Source organism: Pedobacter sp. 22226, from assembly GCF_052045455.1.
Classification (GTDB): domain Bacteria; phylum Bacteroidota; class Bacteroidia; order Sphingobacteriales; family Sphingobacteriaceae; genus Pedobacter; species Pedobacter jeongneungensis.
Genome location: NZ_JBQEPB010000009.1, coordinates 197591 through 215749, shown reverse-complemented (window position 1 = coordinate 215749; position 18159 = coordinate 197591). Strand labels below are relative to the sequence as shown.

The window sequence follows — 18159 nt, the reverse complement described above, 5'->3', positions numbered from 1 at the left end:
TAACAACAAAATCTACATTATTAATTTGTAAACCCTAATTTTGGGTGCATTCTAAAAAATAAAAAATGGCAAATAACGATTCGAAAAAATATAAATTGGGAATGATCGGTTTGGGTACAATGGGCCGAAACTTATTATTGAATATGGCTGATAAGGGCTTTTCTGTAACGGGTTATGATAAAGACCAAAAAATGATCTCGAAGCTTGAAGAAGAAGGCAAAGAACATCATTTAGAGGGCTTTAGCGAGATTGAAAGCTTTATTTCAAGTTTGCAGACACCCCGTACGTTAATTTTATTAGTACCAGCCGGACCAATTGTAGATAGTGTTATTGCAGAATTAAAACCACTTTTGAGCAAAGGTGATATCATTATCGATAGCGGTAACTCACACTTTACCGATACCAACCGCCGTGTGGATGAACTGGAAAAAGATGGCCTTCATTTCTTCGGAATGGGCATTTCTGGTGGTGAAGAAGGAGCACGTTTTGGTCCTAGCATGATGCCGGGCGGCGATAAACAAGCTTATAACGTAGTTGAAGATGTTTTTGATGCTGTGGCTGCAAAAGTTGGTACCGATCCATGCGTAACTTACATTGGTCCCGGTGCTTCTGGTCACTTTGTCAAAATGGTACATAATGGTATCGAATATGCCATTATGGAGCTGATTGCCGAAGTTTATGGCATTCTTAAAAATGGTTTAGGTTACTCAAACGACGAAATTTATAAAGTATTTAAAAAATGGAACGAAGGCAGGTTGCAATCTTTCTTACTTGAAATTACTGCTGAAATTTTCTTATTTAAAGATACCGAAACACAAAATGATCTTTTAGATCAGATTAAAGACGAAGCCCGTTCAAAAGGTACCGGAAAATGGACATCAGAGGTTTCTATGGAACTTCAGCTGCCAATCCCAACCATTAACGAAGCTGTTTCAAACCGCGATTTATCTAAATTTAAAGCATTAAGGGTTTCTTTGGAAGAAGCTTTCGGTAAAAAAGATACCAAAATCGAAGTAACGGTTGAAGAACTGGAAGATGCATTTTACTTCTCCATGATCAGCGCTTATGCGCAGGGCATGCACTTGTTGGTTCAGGCTTCTAAAGAATATAAATACGATTTACAATTACAGGAAATTGCTAAAATCTGGCGTGGTGGCTGTATCATCAGGGCTAAATTCTTAGAAGATATTTATCAGGCTTACGAAAAAAACAACGCTTTAGAGCACTTGTTTGGCGATGCCGGCATTCAAAATATCATTAAAGGTACTTTAGCAGGCACACGTAAAGCCATTGGCGCCTGTATCAGTTCTGGTCTGGGTATTCCTGCATTTGCTTCTACCCTAACCTATTTTGATACCATTACTACCGGCAGAATGCCTTCTAATTTAATCCAGGCACAAAGAGATTTCTTTGGTGCGCATACTTTTGAACGTATTGATAAAGAAGGCGTTTTCCATGCCGATTGGAATAAATTATCATAACCCATTTGATTCACGAACAAAAACATAAAATGAAAACCAAAACCGCATTAAACCCTACCATTTTTGTAATATTTGGTGGAACAGGTGATTTAAACAAAAGAAAATTAGCACCTGCCCTATATAACTTATTTATAGAGGGTTACATGCCAGAAAAGTTTGCCATTATTGGTACGGGCAGAACTGAATTTACCGACGACAGCTATAAAGCTGCCCTGGAAGATGCTGTAAACCAGTTTAGCCGCAGTGGTAAAGTGAAAAAGGAAAAGTGGGAAAATTTTGGAAACACCATCCACTACTGTCCTACCGATTTTGCACAGCCAAAAACCTTCGAAAACCTTAAAGAGGCGGTAGAGAAATATCAGAAAGAATATGGTGCCGGTACACAGGTAATTTTCTACCTGGCCGTTGCGCCTAACTTCTTCCCTATCATTGCCGAATGTTTACAGAAATATAAATTAACGCAGGATGAAGATAACAGCCGTATTGTTATCGAGAAACCTTTTGGCCATGATTTAGAATCGGCAAAAGAACTGAATGCTTTACTGGCAACTATTTTTACCGAGAAACAGATTTACCGTATCGACCACTATTTAGGTAAAGAAACGGTTCAGAATATGATGGCTTTCCGTTTTGCAAATGCCTTATTCGAGCCGTTATGGAACAGGTCATACATCGATCATGTGCAGATTTCTGTAACCGAACAATTGGGCGTTGCAGATCGTGGTGGTTATTACGAAGGTTCTGGTGCGTTAAGGGATATGATACAGAATCACCTGTTGCAATTGCTTTGTTTAATTGGCATGGAAGCGCCGATCAATTTCGATGCCGATGAAATCAGAAACCGCAAAGTGGAGGTTTTAAAAGCCATGCGTCCATTTTCAGCCGAAGATATCCGTTTCCACACCGTTCGTGGTCAATACAGTAAGGGTTGGGTTGAAGGTAAAGAAGTTCCGGGCTACCGCCAGGAAAAAGGTGTAGATCCGCATTCAAATACGGAGACTTTTGCCGCGGTTAAATTCCATATCGACAACTGGAGATGGCAGGGCATTCCTTTCTATTTAAGAACAGGAAAACGCTTAAACCAGACTTCATCGTTAATTACCATCCAGTTCAGGGATGTGCCGCACCAAATTTTCTCTTCAGGTGTAACCGAAAACTGGCAACAGAACAGGCTGGTAATCAGCATTCAACCAGAAATGAGTATCCGTATGCAGGTTCAGGCTAAAAGGCCAGGTTTAGATATGGTGTTAAACCCTGTTGATATGGTTTTCGATTATAAGGGAACTTATGAGGGCGATACCCCTGAAGCTTACGAAACCTTGTTACTGGATGCCATGATGGGCGACCAGACTTTGTTTATGCGTGGCGATCAGGTAGAAGCCGCGTGGGAACTGGTAATGCCGATTTTAAATACATGGGAGAGCAAAAAATCGATCAATTTCCCTAACTACCCTGCCGATAGCTGGGGACCGGAAGAAGCTGAAGCCCTTATCGCTAGAGATGGTTTCCATTGGTTTAACCTGCCATTAAAGAATAAGGAATAAAACTCATCCGTCATTGCGAGGTACGAAGCAATCTTAAATCTATAGGTTTCGAATAGCGACCGTTGTAGGATTGCTTCGTTCCTCGCAATGACGATTAATATATTAGCATGAATCTACTTATATACAAAACATTAGAAGAACTTAACCAGGACCTGGCAGATTATATAATTAAAATTGCAGAAATGTCTATCGAAGAAAACGACCGTTTTAACTTTGTATTAACGGGTGGGAGTTCTCCTAAAGCACTTTATCACTTCCTCGCAACAGAAGGTCAGCACCGCATTGATTGGGAAAAAGTATATTTTTTCTTTGGCGATGAGCGTAATGTTCCGGCCGATGATGATAATTACAACGGATTAATGGCTAAAAAAACCATTTTAGATCCACTCGGCATTAAAGAAGATCACATTTTTTATGTAGATACTACTTTAGCGCCCGAAAAAGCAGCGATTGAATACAAAAAAGCCATTGATAAACATTTTAATGGTGAAGATATCGCGTTCGACCTTATATTATTAGGCATGGGTGATGATGCGCATACCGCTTCTATCTTCCCCCACACTACTTTGGTTAAAGATGAAGAAGTTAATGTAGCTTCGGTTTATGTAGAAAAACTGGATACTTACCGCATCAGTTTTACCGCTCCGTTAATTAATAAGGCTGATAATGTTGCATTTTTGGTTTTTGGAGAAAATAAGGCAGAAGCCTTAAAACATGTAATCGGTGATACGGAAAAAAATGTTGATCTATATCCTTCTCAGTTAATCGATCCGATTGATGGGAAATTAACCTGGTTTGTGGATGAGGCTGCAACAAAATTATTAGAAGATTAAAAAGAGTATATGTCTGAAGAAAAACAAATATCAGACTTTTTAAACGGAAAAACGGAATATACCTTAGGGTTATTCCGTTTTTTTATTGAGCAATTGGCTGAAATGAGTGAAGTTAATCTTCGCGCCACGAAATCAATGATAGTCATCGAATCCAAAACTCCCTTTGCGTACCTCACACAATTGGGCAAAAATTTCATCCATGTGGTTATTCCATTTGATCAGCCTTATGAAAATAATCTGTGCTTCACCAAAATTGCACAGGTTCCCGGTACAGAACAGTTTAACCACCATTTAAGAATATATTTTAAAGAAGATATCAACGAGGAAGTAAAAACCTTTTTAAAAATGGCAATAGATCAGTGCTAAACCAATTTAAAATTATAGTTTATAATTAATTGTTAACTGATAATTGTCAACTGAAAACTGTTAACTGAATTAGCTTCTAATCGCTTCTACCGGATCTAATCTTGATGCAGAATAAGCTGGCCAAAAACCTGAAATCGTGCCGATAATGATTGATATTCCAATCCCTAAGGCAATATTGTTTAGCCCAAGGATGATATGGAAATCTGTTGCTGCTCCAATAGCCAAAGCGAGCAGAAAGACGAGCAGCAAGCCCAGCAATCCACCTAAAATACAAAGTGAAATCGATTCAAATATAAATTGTAATAGTATAAAGTAGTTTTTTGCGCCTAAAGATTTTTGAATACCGATAATATTGGTCCGTTCCTTAACCGATACAAACATGATGTTCGCAATACTAAAACCACCAACCAGAATTGAAAAGCCCCCAATTACCCAGCCCGCAATGTTTACCATTTTGAACATCGAATCCAGTTGATTAGAAATAATAGTCGTTTTATTCAGTGCAAAATCTTCTTCCTGTCCGGGCCTGATTCTATGGATCGAGCGCATTAAACCTTTCAGTTCGCTCTCTACTTCCTCCAAACTCACATTATCTTTGCCACGAACGGTAATCTGCGGACCATAGCGCTCGTTCTGGATATCTAAAACACCTTTAGCAAAGCTGATCGGAATGTTAACGTTTTTATCAAGTGAAGTACCTAACATGTCTTCACCCTCTTTTTTGAAAACGCCGACAACAGTTAATCTACGACCTAAAATCTGCACCTGCTTGCCTACAGGTTCATCTCCGTCAAAAAGTCCTGCAGCTATATCAGATCCCAAAATACATACCGGCGTGCCGTTTTTACTTTCATTTTCTGTAAAATACCGGCCATCCTGAAGCTCAAAGTTCCAGGTTTTATTAAAATCATGAGAGGCGGCCCAAACCGAAATCCCTTCTACAGAACTGCTTCTGTATTTGATGGTTCTGTCGTTAGTTGATATTTCGAAAGTAACCCCCTGAGCGTTTTCAATACGTTCTCTTAGGGCTTCAAAATCACGGAGTGAAGGCTGAGGGCGGTTCATATATTTCCACCAGGGATAATTATCGCCAAAGCTCCATGGCCATTTCTGAACGTAAATGGTGTTAGAACCCAGTTTATCTACACTCGACTGTAGTTTACCACGAAAAGTATCTACCGCAGAAAACACGGCGATAATGGTAAAAATACCGATTGTTATGGCTAAAAGCGATAACATGGTGCGTAATTTGTTCTGGCGCAACGCATCAAATGCAAAACGGAAACTCTCGCCTATTAGCCTAAAGATTATCATAATTAAAGGTTAGATGCAAAGCCATTGAAAAGGTTACAGCTGATCATCAAAACTAATTAATTTTATACGTACATCGCATTTAATCGCCGTATTATTTGTTTCAAAATGAAGTAAAACATAATATACCTTAAAAGCGTTTGATAAAATACGGAAAAGAAAAATTAAATTCGTATTTTTGCACCTCAAAAAATTCATCAAGAATGAAATTATCACAATTCAAATTCAACTTACCAGAATCATTAGTAGCCAATAATCCGGCCGAACAACGCGATGAAGCCCGCCTAATGGTATTGCATAAAGACAGCGGTAAAATTGAACATAAAATTTTCAAAGACGTTTTAGGTTATTTCGATGACAAGGACGTAATGATATTAAATAACACTAAAGTTTTTCCTGCACGTTTATATGGCAATAAAGAGAAAACCGGTGCAACTATCGAAGTTTTCTTATTGCGTGAATTAAACAAGGAACTACGTTTATGGGATGTTTTGGTAGATCCGGCCCGTAAAATCCGTGTAGGTAACAAATTATATTTTGGCGACGATGATTTATTGGTTGCTGAGGTTGTAGATAATACCACATCACGCGGACGTACCATCCGTTTCTTATTTGAAGGTACTGACGAAGAGTTTAGAAAAAACGTTGAAATTTTAGGCGAAACCCCGCTTCCTAAATACATTAAACGTAAAGCAACTGCCGAAGATAAAGAACGTTATCAAACAATTTTTGCCAAGCATGAAGGTGCTGTGGCTGCGCCAACTGCAGGTTTGCACTTTAGCCGCGAGTTAATGAAACGTTTAGAGCTTAAAGGTATTGAGTTTGCAGAAGTAACTTTACACGTTGGTTTGGGAACTTTCAGAACTGTTGAGGTGGAAGATTTAACCAAACACAAAATGGATTCTGAGCAGTTTATCATCGAGCAGAAAGACGCGAACATCGTAAATAAAGCCATAGAAGATAAAAGAAAAATCTGTGCGGTTGGAACAACTTCAATGCGTGCTATAGAATCTGCTGTTTCTGCCAACAGAACATTAAAAGCAGCAAACGACTGGACCAGTAAGTTCATCTTCCCTCCATACGATTTCAGTATTGCAAACTCAATGATTACCAATTTCCACACACCAGAATCTACTTTATTGATGATGGTAAGTGCATTTGGTGGTTACGAAAACGTAATGAATGCTTACGAAGTTGCAGTAAAAGAAAAATATAAATTTTACAGCTATGGTGATGCCATGCTAATCATATAGATTTGAGTAATGAGATATGAGATTTGAGTTAATCAGGTCTCATATCTCAAATCTATAATCTCATCTCTTAAAATATGAAATACTACGCTATAATTGTAGCAGGCGGTTCTGGCAATCGGATGCAAACAGAAACCCCAAAACAATTTCTACTGCTTAAAAACCTGCCGGTTTTGATGCATACTATAAAAGCTTTTGCACAAAGCGATACACAACCCAAAATTTTATTGGTACTTAATAAAGACCAGCAAGGTTACTGGAACCGTTTATGCGAAGAATTTAATTTTCGCATTCCACATGAGGTTATTGATGGTGGAAAAGAACGTTTCCATTCGGTTAAAAACGCGATTTGTAACATAGAAGAAGAAAGTCTGGTTGCCATACATGATGCGGTAAGGCCATTGGTATCCAAGTCACTTATCGACAACTGTTTTAAAGCAGCTGAAGCTCAGGGAAACGTAATTGCAGCAGTACAATCAAGCGACAGCGTAAGGATGCTAAGAGACCATAAAACATCCGCACTAAAGCGCGATGAAATCTATCTTGTACAAACACCGCAAACTTTTAGCCTTAATATCCTTAAAGAAGCTTATAACCAGGATTTCGCTGATCATTTTACTGATGATGCCAGCGTGGTGGAATCGATCGGCTACCCAATCAATATTATTGAAGGTGAAAGGGGAAATATTAAAATCACGTACCCTATCGATCTCGAACTTGCAGAGTTGCTGTTAAAAAATTAAGATATAAAAAAAGGAGTCCCGAAATTTCAGGACTCCTTTTTGTTTCAATAGCATTTGAGGCTACTGAATGTCCGCTAAATATATTTTATGCGGCCCTGCCAATTACTTTAAGCAGGATTGCAATAACTGCGATTACCAATAAAACGTGGATTATTCCGCCAACGTCGCCGAAGCCGTGAAATATAAATCCGATCACCCATAGTATTACCAATACTACTGCGACTAAATACAATAAATTTCCCATAGTGTTAATTTTTTAAGCAATGTTATATTTCAGTAATGTTATATTATTGCTCTATTAACACCTGTCTTTTAAGTTTTGTTTAAAAAATGTAAGTTTTTTATTAGCAGGGCCCCGGGAGCGTTGAGTGTATGGCAGTTGGCGTAATTCCGAAAAAACAAAAAAGCAACTTCTTTTCGGGAAATTGCTTTTCTTTCTATTCGGTCAGATTATTAATATTCATCTTCGTTAAAGAAGAAATCTTCTTTAGTGGGATAATCTGGCCAGATTTCCTCAATCGTTTCATAAGGCTCGCCATCATCTTCTAATGCCTGTAAGTTTTCGATTACTTCTACAGGGGCACCAGAACGGATACCATAATCAATTAATTCGTCTTTAGTTGCAGGCCATGGTGCGTCTTCCAGGTGCGATGCTAATTCTAATGTCCAATACATATCTTCAATTCTATTAAATTCTTATTCTTATTAAGCGCAAAGTATATTAAAATTTTTGAGCAAAACAAACTTATTTTTCCACTATTAAACACGTGGTATCCAAATGTTTTCTTCTGCTTTAAAATAGGCGCTCAGTTTTCGTGCCAAAACAAACAAATAATCACTCAACCGGTTCAGGTAAATCGTTACGTGCTCATCTACAAAGCTATTTTCTGCAAGTTCTACTGTCAGCCTTTCTGCCCTTCTGCAAACGCAGCGCGCAATATGACAGTAAGAAACAACAGTGTTTCCGCCAGGCAACACAAAATGCTTTAAAGCTGGCAGTGTTTCGTTCATTAAATCCATCTCATTTTCTAACAAAGTGATGTCAGTTTCATGCAGGTCGGGGATTTTCATTTTAGACTTTTCCGGATCGGCAGCAAGCGATGCGCCAATGGTAAATAACCTGTCCTGGATTTCTTTTAGCAGCTGTTGATTATGCGAATCAATGTCCTGACACATAATTAAACCAATGTACGAATTTAACTCGTCAACAGTACCATAAGTTTCGATGCGTAAATGATATTTTGGAACGCGGGTGCCACCAATTAATGATGTTTGTCCCTTATCGCCGGTTTTAGTGTAGATTTTCATGCCCCTAGTCCCCATAAGGGAGAATAATATGGTTAGTCCTAAATTCCCCTTCAGGGGATTTAGGGATTTAATTGATTTTTTCCCAATCGCTGCCGTTATCTTTTAAGGCCTGCAAACGCGGAGAAACATTTTTGATATCGGTATTCAGGTAATCGTTTTCGATCAGTCCATCACGCATCCTTACAATGCGGTGTGCATGTTGTGCAATATCTTCCTCATGCGTTACCAGAATAATGGTATTTCCTTTACTGTGAATTTCTTCCAGCAAGCCCATAATTTCTACCGAAGTTTTGGTATCGAGGTTACCTGTTGGCTCATCGGCCAGAATAATGGATGGATTGTTGATCAATGCCCTGGCTACAGCCACACGCTGGCGCTGACCACCAGAAAGTTCATTTGGCTTGTGGTCCATACGGTTGCCCAACCCTACGTTTTCTAACGCTTTGGCTGCCCTTGCGGTTCTATCTTTTTTACTGGTACCAGCATATATTAAAGGCAGGGCCACATTATCTAAAGAAGTGGAACGTGGTAAAAGGTTAAAAGTCTGGAAAACAAAACCGATTTCCTGGTTACGTACTTCTGCAAGTGCATCATCAGTCATGTGACTCACATTTGTACCATTTAAAATATAAGTTCCGCTGGATGGTGTGTCCAAACAGCCTAAAATATTCATCAGGGTTGATTTACCGGAACCGGATGGGCCCATCAATGCTACAAATTCGCCTTTGTTGATATCTAACGAAACTGATTTTAGCGCATGAATAACTTCAGAACCAATAACATATTTACGGCCAATTTCTTTTATAGTAATGAGTGGTTTCTCCATGTTTTTTCTTTTTTAGACAAGCGTAGCGGGCAAGATGTTACAAGCGGATTAAAAATTAAGCGCAAATGTATTTCTACTATTGCTGACCGTTACTTTTCGATGATTTTTGGAACCATAAAAAACTGATCTGTATGCTTTGCCGCATTTTTTAATCCATCGGCTGTAGAAATTTCCTGTTTTACTACATCTTCGCGCCAAACATTTACCGATTCGTTCATGTAAACCAATGGTTTTACATTGGAAGTATCCAATTCGTTGAGCTTTTCCATAAACGACAAAATTTTGTTCATTTCAGGGATCAGCGTATCAACTTCTTTTTCGTCAATATGAATTCGGGCCAGGTCGGCTATTTTATGGATGGTTTTTGCGTCTAAATTCATATTATACTAACTTACTGTCAATCAATTTAAAAACCTTTTCTTTTAAACCATCAGCATCAACATCGGCCAAAACTGAGGTATTTATAGGTTTGTGGACGTAAATATCGCAAATTCCGGGCTTACTTCCATACTTTGCTCCATCATCCCAGTTAATTTTCCAAACATTGGTGATACTAACAGGCACTAACGGGATATTTTTATCTATTGCCAGCCGGAACGGACCATTTTTAAACTCGCCCAGTTTTGGCGGATAATGATCATCGATTTTTCCTTCGGGGAAAATAACCAGGCTCATTCCCTTTTCTAAATTCTCACCGGCTTTTTTAAAGGCTTTAAAGGCTGAAATTTTACTGTCGCGGTTAACAGAAATATCAATGGTTTTAAAAAATATGCCCAATATAGGGTTTTGCAGTAATTCATCTTTACCCATAAAATGGAATTTACCATGCCCCATGATACAGAAAATCATGATATCGAGATTGGAAGTATGGTTGGCGCAATAAATATAGGTTTGTTTTGGGTTGAGCTTTTCTTCGTAATGGTAACGAAAAAATACCCCCGAAAAGAGACTGCATAAAAAACTATTGGCTTTGCGGCAAAAATTTAAAATACCGTAATATTTTTCATTACGTGAGGTAATGTAGTAAAATGGATAAAAGAGGGCGAAAAAAAACAGGATCCAGAATAAAAACCAAACCCGGTGTACTTGCCTTAGAAAGTTGATCATAGATATATCAAAAATATAAAATAGTTTGAAATTTCAAACTAAGGATAAAGATTGTGGTGAGGATGGATGGAGAAGGTAAATGCACAGATCCCTCCACTTCGCTGCGCTACAGTCAGGATGACGACTTAGCTATGAAACCCTGCCGGGATGACGGACGCCACTTAGCAGAAACCATTGTTTATAAACCTTATTGAAGTGAAAAGCCCGCAATCCCGATTTTCCATCGGGAGAGGACTTGTAACGGAAAGAAGGACTACAGCTTCCGATGAAATGCTGGCTTTCATTTCCAAATTATGGATATTTTTTATAGTTAGTGGGACACCAACCATTAGGAAAATAATAACTCATAGATCCCTCTACTTCGCTGTGCTACGGTCGGGATGACGACTTAGCTATGAAACCCTGCCGGGATGAAGGACGCCTATTAGCAGAAACCATCATTTATAAACTTTTTTATGGTCGGTGGAACACCAACCATTAGGAAAATAATAACTCATAGATCCCCCTACTTCGCTGCGCTACGGTCGGGATGACGACTTAGCTATGAAACCCTGCCGGGATGAAGGACGCCTATTAGCAGAAACCATCATTTATAAACTTTTTTATGGTCGGTGGGACACCAACCATTAGGAAAATAATAACTCATAGATCCCTCCACTGCGCTGCGCTACGGTCGGGATGACGACTTAGCGATGAACCCTGCCGGGATGACGGACGCCTCTTTGCAGAAAACATTGTTTATAAACCTTATTGGAGTGAAAAGCCCGCTATCCCGATTTTACATCGGGAGAGGACTTGTAACGGAAAGAAGGACTACAGCTTCCGATGAAATGCTGGCTTTCATTTCCAAATTATGGATATTTTTATAGTTAGTGAGACAACAACCAACTGGAAATTTACAGATCACAGGTATCTCCGCTTCGGTCGGGATGACCGCCGCACGATCTACTCCAGCTGGGATGACGGTCCTTTGGAAAATTTCTTACCATGAAAATTAAGGTGATTTGCGGATTGCTTGTATTTTATTTTTAATTTCGTGCCATTATGAAAGAAACAGTGGTGAGCGGCATCCGCTCAACAGGAAAATTACATTTAGGCAATTACTATGGCGCAGTTAAAAACTTCGTACAGATGCAGAATGACTACAATTGCTATTTTTTTATTGCCGACTTACATTCTTTAACAACCCACCCCACCCCGGCCGATTTACATGGCAATATTAAACATGTATTGGTTGAATATCTGGCGAGTGGAATTGACCCTGAGAACAGTACTATTTATATACAAAGCGATGTTCCGGAAATTGCGGAACTTTATTTATACCTGAACATGAATGCTTACATGGGTGAGCTTGAGCGCAGTACTTCATTTAAGGATAAGGTGCGTGCAAACCCTGACAATGTTAATGCAGGTTTATTAACCTATCCGGTATTGATGGCGGCCGATATTTTGATCCATAAAGCAACTAAAGTACCTGTAGGAAAAGACCAGGAGCAGCATCTGGAAATGGCACGTACGTTCGGAAACCGCTTTAACAGGTTATACAATACCGAATATTTCCCTGAGCCTTATGCGTTTAGCTATTCTGACAAACTGGTTAAAGTACCAGGTTTGGATGGCAAAGGAAAAATGGGAAAATCGGAAGGGGAAGCAAATGCGGTTTATTTATCAGATGACCCTGAAACCATCCGTAAAAAAGTAATGAGAGCAGTAAGCGATGGTGGTCCGACGGAAGAAAACCAGGCAAAACCAGAACCGATACAGAATCTTTTTGATTTAATGAAGGTGGTTTCGAACGCTGATACACTAGCACATTTTGAAGATTTGTATAGTAAAATGCAGATCCGTTACGGCGATTTCAAGAAACAACTGGCAGAAGATATGATTATTGCTACGGCACCAATGCGCGAGCGTATTCAGGATATTGCCAAGGATGATTCTTATTTAAGACAGGTTGCAAAGCATGGCGCATTAAAGGCCCGCGAAAGTGCACAAAAAACCATCAGGGAAGTACGCAGTTTAATCGGGTTTAAAAGTTTTTAATTATTTTAATAGATTTGAGATATGAGACACTAGATTTGAGATAAGTTAATGCTTTACTCCAAATCTTATATCTCACATCACATATCTCAAATCTCATATCTAAAAAAAATGCACATAGCAATTGTAGGAAATATTGGTGCCGGTAAAACCACTTTAACAGGTTTACTGGCTAAAAATTATGGATGGGAAGCTTTATATGAAGCGGTTGACAATAACCCCTATCTGGAAGATTTTTACAGCGACATGAAACGCTGGAGCTTTAATCTTCAGATTTATTTCCTGAACAGCCGTTTTCAGCAGATTACGGATATTGAGGTAAATAAACGTAATGTGATTCAGGACAGGACCATTTATGAAGATGCACATATTTTTGCAGAAAACCTGCATGATATGGCTTTAATGACCACCCGCGATCATGATAATTACCGTGCAATTTTCGATAACATTACGTCATTTATAAAACCGCCTGATTTACTGGTTTATCTCCGTGCATCGGTACCTACGTTGGTAAACAATATTCAACGCCGTGGTCGTGAGTACGAAGCAGGTATCCGCATCGATTACCTTTCTAAACTAAACGAAAAATACGAAGCCTGGATAAAAGGTTATAACCTTGGTAAATTACTGATTTTAGATAAAGACAAATTAGATTTTACCAATAATCCGGAAGATTTGGGAACGGTAATCCAATCGATTGAAGCTGAGATTAACGGTTTGTTTTAATTTTTTCCCTTATTTGGGAATTGAGAGAATTCGTCAATTATAGATTTTAACAGTGTATATTAAGTTTCGCAAATAATCTTGAAGATTTTAGCAACTGTAATCCAATCTACAAAAGCTGAAATAAAAGCCTTATTTTAACTATATTTTCCCATATTTGGGAATTCAGGGAATTCATAAAATTATTTAAGCTTTTAGTACGATAATTATGGAAAAAGATTTCGAACATGAAAATCCAGAGAACTGGAAATGGGGCACTTTTTATTTCAATAAAAAAGACTCCAGATTAATTGTTCCAAAACGTGTAAAACTCTTGGGCTGGACATTTAATTTTGCCCATCCTGTTTCTTATCTCCTTATTGCACTAATCTTTATATTTGTTTTTTATCAATTCTATCGGAACAATATATGAGCGATAGAAATTTAAAGGCCATTGGCATTATTCCTGCACGCTACGCCTCCACCCGGTTTCCGGGAAAACCTTTAGTTGATATTGCCGGAAAAAGCATGATCCAGAGGGTTTACGAGCAGGCATCGAAAGCTAAAAGCTTATCTAAAGTAGTTGTTGCCACTGATGATACACGCATTGCAGATGAAGTAAAAAGATTTGGTGGCGAATTTGTTTTTACTTCATCTGATCACCAGAGCGGAACAGACAGGTGTGCTGAGGTAATAGAACAATTGCCTGGCTATGATATCGTAATTAATATTCAGGGAGACGAACCTTTTATAGAGCCGGCACAGATAGAATTATTGGCAAGCTGTTTTTCAGAAGAGAAAGTACAACTGGCTACCCTGATCAAATCTATTCATAGCCAGGAAAGTGTGTACAATCCAAATAGTCCGAAGGTGGTGATCGATGTAAACGGGCGCGCCATGTATTTTAGCCGCAGTCCGATTCCCTTTATTAGAAATGGCGAACCGGGTGTTTGGGCAGAAAAACATCAGTTTTACAAACACATCGGCATATATGGCTATCGCACCGAATCGCTAAAAGCAATCACCAAACTTCCGCCATCCTCCTTAGAGATCGCCGAAAGTCTGGAACAGCTCCGCTGGATTGAAAATGGTTTTTACATTCAAACCAAAGTTACCGACCTTGAAACAGTAGCCATTGATACGCCAGAGGATTTGCAGAAATTGAATAACCTGCTGGAAGCATTAAAACTCGAGTAAGGATAAAGTTATCTTTAGAATGAAAGAATGATTGAATTTTGAATGAATGATTGAGTTTTGAATGAGGGAATGGGCACTTTGCATGAAACATTCAAAACTCAATCATTCAAAACTCAATCATTTCCTAAAGCACAAGTTCCATCTGAATGTTACAGCGCGTATAAGGCGTTGGTTTACCAGCCACCTTCTGGAAGCCCAGTTTATGGTAAAGGTTTATCGCTGGTTTCAAAATGGTATTGCTTTCTAAATAAATTTTAGCAGCGCCCAGCGATTTTGCTTTCTCCACAACCGCACCAGCCAGTAAAAACCCAACATTTTTGCCCTGTGCCTTTGGCGATACAGCCATTTTGGCGAGTTCGAAATCATATTCACCGTCATCCATCTTAATCAACGCACAAACACCTAGTGGCTCTCCTTCATATAAAGCAACAAATATGTAACCTCCTCTATCTAAAATGTAGCCTTGCGGATTATCCAGTGCCTTATAATCAGATTCTTCCATGGTAAAATAATGCGAGATCCATTCTACATTTAAAGCCCTGAAAGCTTCCTGGTATTCGGGTTTGTAATCAACAATCTGCACCTTTAAACTGTCTCTTTCCTTCTTCTTTTCCATTACCCTTCTTAATAAAGATTTCTGCTCCAATAAAAACTCCCACTCGCCTATGGCTTCCCAAAGCTTATTCTGCGATTGGGCCGATATTTCTTCAACTGCCGCATTAACGTCGATGAGCTGATCTTCTATCTCTTTCGAAATCTCAACACCTTTTTTAGAAAGGCTTACCAGGTTCCGGCGGCCGTCCGTTTTATCTTTACTTTCTTTCACATAACCTTTTTTGAGCATTTCGCTGATGATTTTACTTACTGAAGGATGCGAATGCCCGATATTTCTGGCCAGCTCGGTAATAGTTTTCTCCTCTCCTTGCGCAAGCGAATAAAAAACCGGGAACCACTTAGGTTGCATATCAATGTTATACAATTTATAAATCTGGGCACCATCTTCTGTTACCTTATCGGTTAACATTCTTAACCTGCTGCCGATAGCTACCTTACCCGTTTGTTCGAAAAAATTCATAATAATAATTAATTACGTAATCAGTTACGCAAATATATAAAAAAAATAATTGTGACTACATATCGGGTAAAATATTTAATTTGTCATAAATGAAAAAAATCATCTATACGCTCTCATTTATCCTGTTGGTAACGGCAGCCCTTGCACAAGAGCCGATAGGAATTGAGGTAAAAAGCAATCTGCTTAACTTAGTTGCAAAACGTCCCTCCTTTTCCATCGAAAAAACCTTCTCTAATCAATACGGTTTAGAACTTTCATACACATCAGGAGTGCTTAACATTGGAAGAAATTATAAATATGATGGCTTTTTACTGAGGGCCAAAAAATATTCAGACGACATTAAACCGGGCGACCTTATCCCCTTTTATGGCTTATATCTTGGTAACTTAAATAAAACGATAAATAAGGAAGGATATGCGGATCGTACAGGTTTTATCAGTGTTGCCGGACGAAATTTTACGGCTAATTCTATCCGCGCAGGAGGAAACATTGGCTTTTTATTTATTCCTAAAAAGCGGTTTTTGCTGGAAACAACGGGTGGTTTAGGTTACGGGCGGTATTTTAATGTAAGTAATTATGCTTCTAATCCTAATCCGAAAGGCTACCTCGATTTTCAATTTTGGCTTTCAGCAGGCTATATTTTTTAAATTTGGAGAGTTGTTTAAATTAGAATTTGTAGTTTTGATTATGAAGAAATTATTACTTTTCGTTGCCTTTGGCGTGATATTACTGGCCGCCTGCAAATCGGGTGGAGAAAAAAAAGCTGATGCCATTGAGTTTAAAAATGTAAACCAAACGATAGCCAAATCTTTTTCGGATTTAAAAAAACCGGATACTTTTAAAATCGAACTTACAGGAAGAAAACCTGAAGAAATGGTATTGAATTTCACCATTAAAAACGCCAATGGAAAAGAAATATACAATGCCAAAATAAAAGGCGCAGATTTGGTGAGCAATACGGATCCTAATGTAGACTTATCGAAAGAAAAAGACCAGGTTATTTTCTTAAAAACCATTACCGACGACTTTTTCAGCGACGATAATTTTCTTGAACCCGCAGTAATGCCCGAAGACGAGGCTGATAAGTACACCCCGGACAAGGCCCTTTATGAAGAATTAAAAAAGTCGGGACTAAATGGCTTTAAATACCGTTTAGGCAAGGAAAACAATATTTACATTGCCTGGAGCGAGAAAGAACAGAAGGTGAAAATTTATTATAAATGTTGTTAAGTTTTATCATGGTTCTAAAGGAAGTCCTAAATCTTAAAATTAAATCATATATTTATTAAGGTAAGCATTCATCGCTATCCTAAAATCCATTCCTATCATCAGTTTAGTTGAAATATTTATAGACTAAACAGTCGTGAAGTACAATAAAACATCCCATAAAAATTATGAAAAGAATAATATGGGATATATTAATAGCGAAATTATTTCTGAATATTTAAAATCGGAAAGGGTTAAATTACTTTCAACACATAACAAACTTTCGATACCGATAATTAACCGCATGTACAGGAAGATGGTTAATGGTATTAATTTTGATAATATTAAGGTATGTGATAATTTAATAATAGATGGTCACCACCGCTATATTAGTTCAATTTTGGCTGATATTGATCTAGGATGGATACCATCATGTAAAACCAGCGCAACAAATGTATATGATTGGACTAATGTAGAATTTGTTGACGAAGAGTGGGATACTGAATTAAAGATTCAGAGAATGAATGAGTTAGATGCAGAATTCAACAACATATCTATCGAAAAAATAACTGAAATGACAAAATAAACCGTAATTTAGTGCTATGCTTTTATTATTAGACATCGACGGCGTAATGGTGCCTGCTAACTCATGGAGAAGACCTGAGATTTTAGCAGATGGCTTTGTTGAGTTTGACTCAAAAGCAGTTAAAGCATTAAATAAAATCCTCCATCACAAGGATTTTGAAATTGTTCTTACCACTTCGCATAAGTTTAAATACAGTTTGAATCAATGGCTGGATATTTTTAAAACCAGAAATATTAATTTAAATAAAATAAGCCGTCTTCCTGAGAACATTGATCTTACAGATAGAAAAAATGAGATCTTAAACTGGTATAAATCACAGGGCAACATTTATAGCCTCATTATTCTTGATGATGATAAATCGCTTAATGATTTACCCCAGTCTTTAAAAGAACGATTGGTTCAAACCAGTGCATCTGTTGGTTTAACTGATTATCTGGCAGATGAGGTACTCGAACTGGCTGAGAAAAATCATAGCGAATTCGCTTAAAAAATTTCTTTTATGAAAAAATCTGACTTAATGGCAAATCGCTTAAGAGAGGTTTTTCAAATGGATATTAGATCAATAAACACGATTGATAACAGAC

The 18159-nt window shown here is 38.2% G+C and carries 22 protein-coding genes; 14 read left to right on the top strand and 8 right to left on the bottom strand.

Annotated features, from left to right (window positions below; genetic code table 11):
• The first annotated feature begins 65 nt into the window (after window positions 1–65).
• The 4 genes from gndA (at window position 66) to ACTJKC_RS20455 (ending at window position 4224) form a co-directional block, all read left to right on the top strand.
• Window positions 66–1481, top strand: coding sequence for an NADP-dependent phosphogluconate dehydrogenase (gndA, locus tag ACTJKC_RS20470; RefSeq protein ID WP_440794839.1), 1416 nt, complete (start codon window positions 66–68; stop codon window positions 1479–1481).
• Between the two features lie 29 nt (window positions 1482–1510).
• Window positions 1511–3025: a glucose-6-phosphate dehydrogenase gene (gene zwf / locus ACTJKC_RS20465; RefSeq protein ID WP_344851801.1), complete on the top strand. Its 1515-nt coding sequence runs from the start codon at window positions 1511–1513 to the stop codon at window positions 3023–3025.
• Window positions 3026–3132: 107 nt separating this feature from the next.
• Window positions 3133–3858, top strand: coding sequence for a 6-phosphogluconolactonase (gene pgl / locus ACTJKC_RS20460; RefSeq protein ID WP_440794837.1), 726 nt, complete (start codon window positions 3133–3135; stop codon window positions 3856–3858).
• Between the two features lie 9 nt (window positions 3859–3867).
• The gene (locus ACTJKC_RS20455; RefSeq protein WP_440794835.1) at window positions 3868–4224 is read left to right on the top strand and encodes a DUF5655 domain-containing protein; all 357 of its coding nucleotides are present in this window, start codon (window positions 3868–3870) and stop codon (window positions 4222–4224) included.
• A 69-nt stretch (window positions 4225–4293) separates the two neighbouring features.
• On the opposite strand, the gene ACTJKC_RS20450 is transcribed toward ACTJKC_RS20455, so the two are convergent.
• Complete coding sequence (locus ACTJKC_RS20450) at window positions 4294–5538, bottom strand: ABC transporter permease (protein WP_440794833.1); 1245 nt, start codon at window positions 5536–5538, stop codon at window positions 4294–4296.
• Window positions 5539–5738: 200 nt separating this feature from the next.
• Between ACTJKC_RS20450 and queA the strand changes: the two genes are divergently transcribed.
• Together queA and ACTJKC_RS20440 are read left to right on the top strand one after the other, a co-directional pair.
• Window positions 5739–6788 carry a tRNA preQ1(34) S-adenosylmethionine ribosyltransferase-isomerase QueA gene (gene queA / locus ACTJKC_RS20445; RefSeq protein ID WP_344851797.1) on the top strand — a complete coding sequence of 350 codons (1050 nt, stop codon included), beginning with the start codon at window positions 5739–5741 and terminating at the stop codon, window positions 6786–6788.
• A gap of 74 nt (window positions 6789–6862) precedes the next feature.
• Window positions 6863–7528 carry a 2-C-methyl-D-erythritol 4-phosphate cytidylyltransferase gene (locus ACTJKC_RS20440; RefSeq protein ID WP_440794831.1) on the top strand — a complete coding sequence of 222 codons (666 nt, stop codon included), beginning with the start codon at window positions 6863–6865 and terminating at the stop codon, window positions 7526–7528.
• 85 nt (window positions 7529–7613) lie between these two features.
• Here the strand turns inward: ACTJKC_RS20440 and ACTJKC_RS20435 are convergent, their stop codons facing one another.
• The 6 genes from ACTJKC_RS20435 to ACTJKC_RS20410 form a co-directional block, all read right to left on the bottom strand.
• Window positions 7614–7772, bottom strand: a complete 159-nt coding sequence (locus ACTJKC_RS20435; RefSeq protein ID WP_139180130.1) for a lmo0937 family membrane protein — start codon at window positions 7770–7772, stop codon at window positions 7614–7616.
• Window positions 7773–7981: 209 nt separating this feature from the next.
• A complete protein-coding gene (locus ACTJKC_RS20430; protein ID WP_010603503.1) occupies window positions 7982–8203 on the bottom strand; it encodes a DUF2795 domain-containing protein in 222 nt (73 codons plus the stop codon).
• An 84-nt stretch (window positions 8204–8287) separates the two neighbouring features.
• Entirely contained in the window at window positions 8288–8836 is a 549-nt protein-coding gene (locus ACTJKC_RS20425; protein WP_440794828.1) for a cob(I)yrinic acid a,c-diamide adenosyltransferase, read from the bottom strand.
• A 67-nt stretch (window positions 8837–8903) separates the two neighbouring features.
• On the bottom strand, window positions 8904–9662 hold the full coding sequence (locus tag ACTJKC_RS20420) for an ABC transporter ATP-binding protein (protein ID WP_344851794.1): 759 nt from the start codon (window positions 9660–9662) through the stop codon (window positions 8904–8906).
• 89 nt (window positions 9663–9751) lie between these two features.
• The gene (gene gatC / locus ACTJKC_RS20415; protein WP_344851792.1) at window positions 9752–10042 is read right to left on the bottom strand and encodes an Asp-tRNA(Asn)/Glu-tRNA(Gln) amidotransferase subunit GatC; all 291 of its coding nucleotides are present in this window, start codon (window positions 10040–10042) and stop codon (window positions 9752–9754) included.
• Between the two features lies 1 nt (window position 10043).
• Window positions 10044–10769, bottom strand: a complete 726-nt coding sequence (locus tag ACTJKC_RS20410) for a lysophospholipid acyltransferase family protein (RefSeq protein ID WP_440794825.1) — start codon at window positions 10767–10769, stop codon at window positions 10044–10046.
• Window positions 10770–11813: 1044 nt separating this feature from the next.
• Between ACTJKC_RS20410 and trpS the strand changes: the two genes are divergently transcribed.
• The 4 genes from trpS (at window position 11814) to kdsB (ending at window position 14708) form a co-directional block, all read left to right on the top strand.
• A complete protein-coding gene (gene trpS / locus ACTJKC_RS20405) occupies window positions 11814–12812 on the top strand; it encodes a tryptophan--tRNA ligase (protein WP_440794823.1) in 999 nt (332 codons plus the stop codon).
• Window positions 12813–12920: 108 nt separating this feature from the next.
• Window positions 12921–13535, top strand: coding sequence for a deoxynucleoside kinase (locus tag ACTJKC_RS20400; RefSeq protein WP_025144984.1), 615 nt, complete (start codon window positions 12921–12923; stop codon window positions 13533–13535).
• A gap of 205 nt (window positions 13536–13740) precedes the next feature.
• Window positions 13741–13944: a DUF5808 domain-containing protein gene (locus ACTJKC_RS20395; RefSeq protein ID WP_344851789.1), complete on the top strand. Its 204-nt coding sequence runs from the start codon at window positions 13741–13743 to the stop codon at window positions 13942–13944.
• Complete coding sequence (gene kdsB / locus ACTJKC_RS20390; RefSeq protein WP_440794820.1) at window positions 13941–14708, top strand: 3-deoxy-manno-octulosonate cytidylyltransferase; 768 nt, start codon at window positions 13941–13943, stop codon at window positions 14706–14708. The genes ACTJKC_RS20395 and kdsB overlap by 4 nt, the downstream gene beginning before the upstream one ends.
• A 124-nt stretch (window positions 14709–14832) precedes the next feature.
• Here kdsB and ACTJKC_RS20385 read toward each other — a convergent pair whose 3' ends face one another.
• A complete protein-coding gene (locus ACTJKC_RS20385; protein ID WP_440794818.1) occupies window positions 14833–15783 on the bottom strand; it encodes a bifunctional helix-turn-helix transcriptional regulator/GNAT family N-acetyltransferase in 951 nt (316 codons plus the stop codon).
• Between the two features lie 89 nt (window positions 15784–15872).
• Between ACTJKC_RS20385 and ACTJKC_RS20380 the strand changes: the two genes are divergently transcribed.
• From ACTJKC_RS20380 to ACTJKC_RS20365, 4 genes are all read left to right on the top strand, one after another.
• Window positions 15873–16430 carry a hypothetical protein gene (locus tag ACTJKC_RS20380; RefSeq protein WP_440794816.1) on the top strand — a complete coding sequence of 186 codons (558 nt, stop codon included), beginning with the start codon at window positions 15873–15875 and terminating at the stop codon, window positions 16428–16430.
• A gap of 40 nt (window positions 16431–16470) precedes the next feature.
• Complete coding sequence (locus ACTJKC_RS20375) at window positions 16471–17013, top strand: hypothetical protein (protein ID WP_440794814.1); 543 nt, start codon at window positions 16471–16473, stop codon at window positions 17011–17013.
• A gap of 133 nt (window positions 17014–17146) precedes the next feature.
• Window positions 17147–17575 (top strand): hypothetical protein, encoded by a 429-nt coding sequence (locus tag ACTJKC_RS20370; RefSeq protein WP_440794812.1) that lies wholly within the window; start codon window positions 17147–17149, stop codon window positions 17573–17575.
• A 16-nt stretch (window positions 17576–17591) separates the two neighbouring features.
• Window positions 17592–18062 (top strand): HAD domain-containing protein, encoded by a 471-nt coding sequence (locus ACTJKC_RS20365; protein ID WP_440794810.1) that lies wholly within the window; start codon window positions 17592–17594, stop codon window positions 18060–18062.
• Window positions 18063–18159 lie beyond the last annotated feature (97 nt).

What these genes read in the sequence shown, in the direction of transcription:
- gndA (WP_440794839.1), top strand. Translation starts at nt 66, where the DNA reads ATGGCAAATAACGATTCGAAAAAATATAAATTGGGAATGATCGGTTTG.
- zwf (WP_344851801.1), top strand. Translation starts at nt 1,511, where the DNA reads ATGAAAACCAAAACCGCATTAAACCCTACCATTTTTGTAATATTTGGT.
- pgl (WP_440794837.1), top strand. Translation starts at nt 3,133, where the DNA reads ATGAATCTACTTATATACAAAACATTAGAAGAACTTAACCAGGACCTG.
- ACTJKC_RS20455 (WP_440794835.1), top strand. Translation starts at nt 3,868, where the DNA reads ATGTCTGAAGAAAAACAAATATCAGACTTTTTAAACGGAAAAACGGAA.
- ACTJKC_RS20450 (WP_440794833.1), bottom strand. Translation starts at nt 5,538, where the DNA reads ATGATAATCTTTAGGCTAATAGGCGAGAGTTTCCGTTTTGCATTTGAT.
- queA (WP_344851797.1), top strand. Translation starts at nt 5,739, where the DNA reads ATGAAATTATCACAATTCAAATTCAACTTACCAGAATCATTAGTAGCC.
- ACTJKC_RS20440 (WP_440794831.1), top strand. Translation starts at nt 6,863, where the DNA reads ATGAAATACTACGCTATAATTGTAGCAGGCGGTTCTGGCAATCGGATG.
- ACTJKC_RS20435 (WP_139180130.1), bottom strand. Translation starts at nt 7,772, where the DNA reads ATGGGAAATTTATTGTATTTAGTCGCAGTAGTATTGGTAATACTATGG.
- ACTJKC_RS20430 (WP_010603503.1), bottom strand. Translation starts at nt 8,203, where the DNA reads ATGTATTGGACATTAGAATTAGCATCGCACCTGGAAGACGCACCATGG.
- ACTJKC_RS20425 (WP_440794828.1), bottom strand. Translation starts at nt 8,836, where the DNA reads ATGAAAATCTACACTAAAACCGGCGATAAGGGACAAACATCATTAATT.
- ACTJKC_RS20420 (WP_344851794.1), bottom strand. Translation starts at nt 9,662, where the DNA reads ATGGAGAAACCACTCATTACTATAAAAGAAATTGGCCGTAAATATGTT.
- gatC (WP_344851792.1), bottom strand. Translation starts at nt 10,042, where the DNA reads ATGAATTTAGACGCAAAAACCATCCATAAAATAGCCGACCTGGCCCGA.
- ACTJKC_RS20410 (WP_440794825.1), bottom strand. Translation starts at nt 10,769, where the DNA reads ATGATCAACTTTCTAAGGCAAGTACACCGGGTTTGGTTTTTATTCTGG.
- trpS (WP_440794823.1), top strand. Translation starts at nt 11,814, where the DNA reads ATGAAAGAAACAGTGGTGAGCGGCATCCGCTCAACAGGAAAATTACAT.
- ACTJKC_RS20400 (WP_025144984.1), top strand. Translation starts at nt 12,921, where the DNA reads ATGCACATAGCAATTGTAGGAAATATTGGTGCCGGTAAAACCACTTTA.
- ACTJKC_RS20395 (WP_344851789.1), top strand. Translation starts at nt 13,741, where the DNA reads ATGGAAAAAGATTTCGAACATGAAAATCCAGAGAACTGGAAATGGGGC.
- kdsB (WP_440794820.1), top strand. Translation starts at nt 13,941, where the DNA reads ATGAGCGATAGAAATTTAAAGGCCATTGGCATTATTCCTGCACGCTAC.
- ACTJKC_RS20385 (WP_440794818.1), bottom strand. Translation starts at nt 15,783, where the DNA reads ATGAATTTTTTCGAACAAACGGGTAAGGTAGCTATCGGCAGCAGGTTA.
- ACTJKC_RS20380 (WP_440794816.1), top strand. Translation starts at nt 15,873, where the DNA reads ATGAAAAAAATCATCTATACGCTCTCATTTATCCTGTTGGTAACGGCA.
- ACTJKC_RS20375 (WP_440794814.1), top strand. Translation starts at nt 16,471, where the DNA reads ATGAAGAAATTATTACTTTTCGTTGCCTTTGGCGTGATATTACTGGCC.
- ACTJKC_RS20365 (WP_440794810.1), top strand. Translation starts at nt 17,592, where the DNA reads ATGCTTTTATTATTAGACATCGACGGCGTAATGGTGCCTGCTAACTCA.